Source organism: Flavobacterium sp. (genome assembly GCF_043722275.1).
GTDB lineage: Bacteria > Bacteroidota > Bacteroidia > Flavobacteriales > Flavobacteriaceae > Flavobacterium.
Genome location: NZ_JAYSPC010000199.1, coordinates 1 through 4,187, shown reverse-complemented (window position 1 = coordinate 4,187; position 4,187 = coordinate 1). Strand labels below are relative to the sequence as shown.

Below are 4,187 nucleotides of genomic sequence, written 5' to 3'. Positions count from 1 at the left end.
GCGTTGAATTGTTTTTTTATCATATAGGGCTTCCGGTTCCAAAACGGTATTTTTATTTTCTTCATCTGTTAGTACATAAGATTTTTGTGTGTCAACAGATGATATATTGCCAAGGCGGTCAATTTGGACTTTGATTGCTTTTAATTGTACATGCGAATTTTGTAAGAATTTATTCTCTTTTGTATGAATATAGCCTGCACTTTCATATTTAGCATTAGAAGATGAAATGTTGTTCTTTGCAAAGAAAATATCTCCAAACTCATATACTTTGCTAACTATTTTTGAGCTAAGCTGGGTAACCTTATAAAGCCTCTTCTTCAAATCTTCCTTTACATCCCAATCAATCTCTGCTTCTTCTTTTTCATACATTACAACAAAATCACCAGCTTTTAAATATGGGCATGATTTCATCAGCGGTAAAAAATTTCCATCTTTTTGTTCTTTTTCATCGGCAAATAACTTTTCACCCTTCCTTCTTCTTTCTACAGCTTTAAAAAATGAAACGATTTCAAAATCTCTTTTAATTTTCACTTTCCCCTTTTTGTCTGTTTCCTTACTTTCATATAATGCCATCACATAATTTCCATCAGCTTCGGAATATCTATTTGAGTTTACAATATTCTTTTCTTCATCTTTTGCTACTAGTTGAATAAGGTTTCTTGAATTTTTATTTGCAACTCTTATTTTTTTAATAACTGGTAAAGGGTTTCCATCTTTGCTTACCGGTTTATCAGGCAAACCATTTGGATATTTTGTTGTGCTGTAAATAAATAATGGGTCTGCTAAAAGTGCCTCTTCACTAAAAGCTTTGTCTCCTTTATCTCCATATTTATCAAGACGTAATTCTAATATCTTTCTTAAGTTTTTATCAACAATTTTATCAAGTGCTTTTTTGTCTTTAAAATTTTCTCCATTTACAGATACTCTTTTTACAAAAACAGCATCTTTAGCAAAACCCTGGTGTTGAGGGTTTTTAAGTTTGCCATAAAAATTATCTCCAACTAAACTCCCTCTTGGCGCAATAGTTTTTTGTTTAATAATATTGGTGTCACCAACCGAATTTTTCTTTTTATGAATTCTGTTTTGTTTTGACGTAATTAGACGCTGTTCAGCTTTATGATATACCAGTACTGATTCTAAGGTTTCCTTTATGTCAGAATAAGGAATTGGTAAATCAATTCTTTCTCTTGTTAATTCTCCTTTTTCATCGTAAAGTGAAGCACCTTGTTTTTCCCTTAGCTGATTTAAAGTACTTAAGCGTTGAATTATGCTTGGAGAACACATTGCAATTACAATAGCATCTAATAAATGATGTCTGTGATCTGAACGGTCTTTTTTTCCTTTCCCTCCTCTAAACGCATCAAATTTTTGCAATTCCTGCCACCATTCATAAATGGGATTTTTAGTTTCGGCTTCATATTCTGCTGTGATTTCTGGAGTTAGATTTTTCCATTCTGTTTTTACTATATCCGTGCTATTGGCTTTCCGTTTTCTGTATGTTTCAAAATCTTTTTTGTAATTGGCAAACTCTCTTGTGTATTTGTCAACATCAATTCCTGTTTCTTCCTGGTATCTAACCTTGTCTAAAAGATTACCCAATCTCCAATCGTTTTTTCTTAATTCACCAGTCGCAAATCCATTTGTAAATTGTACATCCCTGCAAACTTCCTGTAATTTTTTTCTTACATAAACAGCTATATAAGATGCATTTCTTCCTTGTGCATTGGTAAATGTTTGTTCTGGGATTTCGTTTAAAAATCTTTCTTCTACCTTTTCTTTATTATATTGTTTGTTGGATTTAAGTCTGCTTTTATATTCTTTTAATGCTACTTCACCCTTGCCTTTCATATATTCAAAAGCAGATTTATTTGCTTTTTCTTTATTTATATAGCCAAATGTTATGGTTTTATTAGTAAAGCTGTCATCCAAACTCCAACTGTAAGGAATAATATGTTCTATTTCAATTTCAGGACTAAATAGTTTGGAAAGAGAAATGATGTTTCCTGTATATGGGCACATCCTGTTGCAGTCTAACCAAAGCGTGTGTTTTTCTCTATCTTTTCTTTCAACAATTTTTTCAAAATTCTTAAAATCGGCATCATTTTTATCTGCTCCTAACTCAAGCCATAACTCAAATTTGTTAATGATACTGTCGTTCTTTTTAATATCCCTGCTAAAACTTAATTCGCCTTTACCCTTTTTTTCATTTAAGAAACTTGCATATTCCTCTCTGCGTTTTTCAGTATCTAAATTTTTTCTTCTTATGTTTTCCCTTTCTTTTTTTGGTTTCTTAAATTCTCTTGTACTTTCCACCCGTATAGTAAAATCTTCCTGATCAATATCATGTGTTTTTAAAATTGCATTTACCAGTCTTATAGTTTCACCAACTGCTTTTTCTACTACCGGATTTCTTAATTCGTTATTTGCAAGTTGTTTGATTTTTTTAGAGAGAGTTGTGATCTCTTTATACTCATCTGATGCCTGAATATAGTTTGCAAGTATCAAAGCATTGTGTTCATCATTACCATTTTTCATGTGCGGTAGTATCTTTTCCAATACTTTACTCGAATAATTGGCAAAGCCTTCTTCAAGTCCCATTTCAATAAGTCTTGTGGCAGTAGTATCATCAAATCCCCATTTCCACGTAAGCGTATCTTTCAGCCATTCATCATCTTTAGCCATGTAAAGGATGTGCCAAAGCTTTTCTAGTTTATTTTCTGTTTTTAATTGATTGTATTTATCATTTCCACATGCTTTATAGATGGCGTATAAAGTTTTGTTGCCATGAAAATTTTTGTCTTCCACGTTGGTATCATAATTAAATTCAAAATTCTTTTTGTTGGCAAAACCAAGTATATCCAATACATCTGTATTTCTGGTTCCATCTTCTTTTTTACGCCCTTCTCTCAAATTCAGTGATAAATTTGTTTCTAAATAGGTAACTATTTTTTGTTTCCATTCCTGAGGGAGGGGTTGCTTATAAATGTCATTCTCCTTATCAGTATAACGAATGTCTGATAATTGTTTCCATATCCTGAATTCCTGAAACAATATTGAACTTGCAGGTGCTGTTCGTTTATTTTTCTCAAACTGGCATTTACCAATAAACTTTTTTTGACTTTTTAATGGCCTTTGAAAGAAGATTGTTTGTTGTTTTATTTTCCAATAATAGGTATCACTGAATAATTGAAGTCGCTTTCTTTTTTCTTCTACCGGAAGTTTACATATTTCATCGTACTCTATTTTACTTCCTGTTAGTTGAGGATAATATTTTTTTTGTTCATCCCAAATAAGGTCAAATTCATTCGCATACATTTCTCTACCAACAAATCTGCCTTCCCGCCGTATACCTCTGTTATTTTGCAACCAAAAAATTCCATCATTGTCAATTGCTCTTTCATCAAAAGGTTCATCAATATTATGCCAGTTGCCATCATTGAAAGATTCTGCTGATTTTTCATACATCTTATGAAAGTATTCTCCCAATGTTCTTGCTTCATTGGCTTTCATTACTGTTGATAGATTTCTAATATCTTCTTTAACTACACCTTCTTCGTCTTTACTTTCCGAAAGGATTTTGCTATTACTTTTAAAACCTCTGTGTTTATTAATTAATAGAAATATTCTGCCAATTTCTTCAATTGGTATTTGTTTGTCTAAAGCATTTGCTCTTAGTTGGTATAATTCAGAAGCTTGGTATTTCTTTTTTACATTAAAAGTATTAGCAAAGGATGGGATTATATTTAATCCAGCAAGAAGCTTTTTTAGGTCTTTCCTGCGGAGCTTGTATCGTGAATGATTTCTGCTTACTCTTCTGTAAGTTCCTCTCTGCATATTCTTGGTAGTTTCAATACCATTCTTATCTACATTTGTACCTATAGGAAAAATTATAACTCCTTTATCAAAAACTTTATTGTCCTTAAGTATAACCCACCCAATTGAATTTGTTCCAATATCCAATCCTAAAATAAATTTTGCCATTTGTTATTATTTATAATTTTTACATTTACTTTTACACTGAAAGCTTATCACAATAAGGATTATTCCTTAGACTGATTTAAGTCTGCCTCTCAGTTCGGCTGGAGGCATTTTTATTCCCCAACCTTTCCCCTAACATTATTCCCAAGGTATCACATTCCCATACTCCCTCCCACAATATAACAATTTATCATAAACTAACCCAGCGT

1 protein-coding gene is annotated in these 4,187 nt (G+C 31.9%); it reads right to left on the bottom strand.

The genetic code is table 11. The features are described from left to right. Positions 1 to 3,981, bottom strand: a 3,981-nt coding sequence (cas9, locus tag ACHZDT_RS23565; RefSeq protein ID WP_394777142.1) for a type II CRISPR RNA-guided endonuclease Cas9, incomplete at its 3' end; no start/stop codon positions are given. Between the last annotated feature and the right edge of the window lie 206 nt (positions 3,982 to 4,187).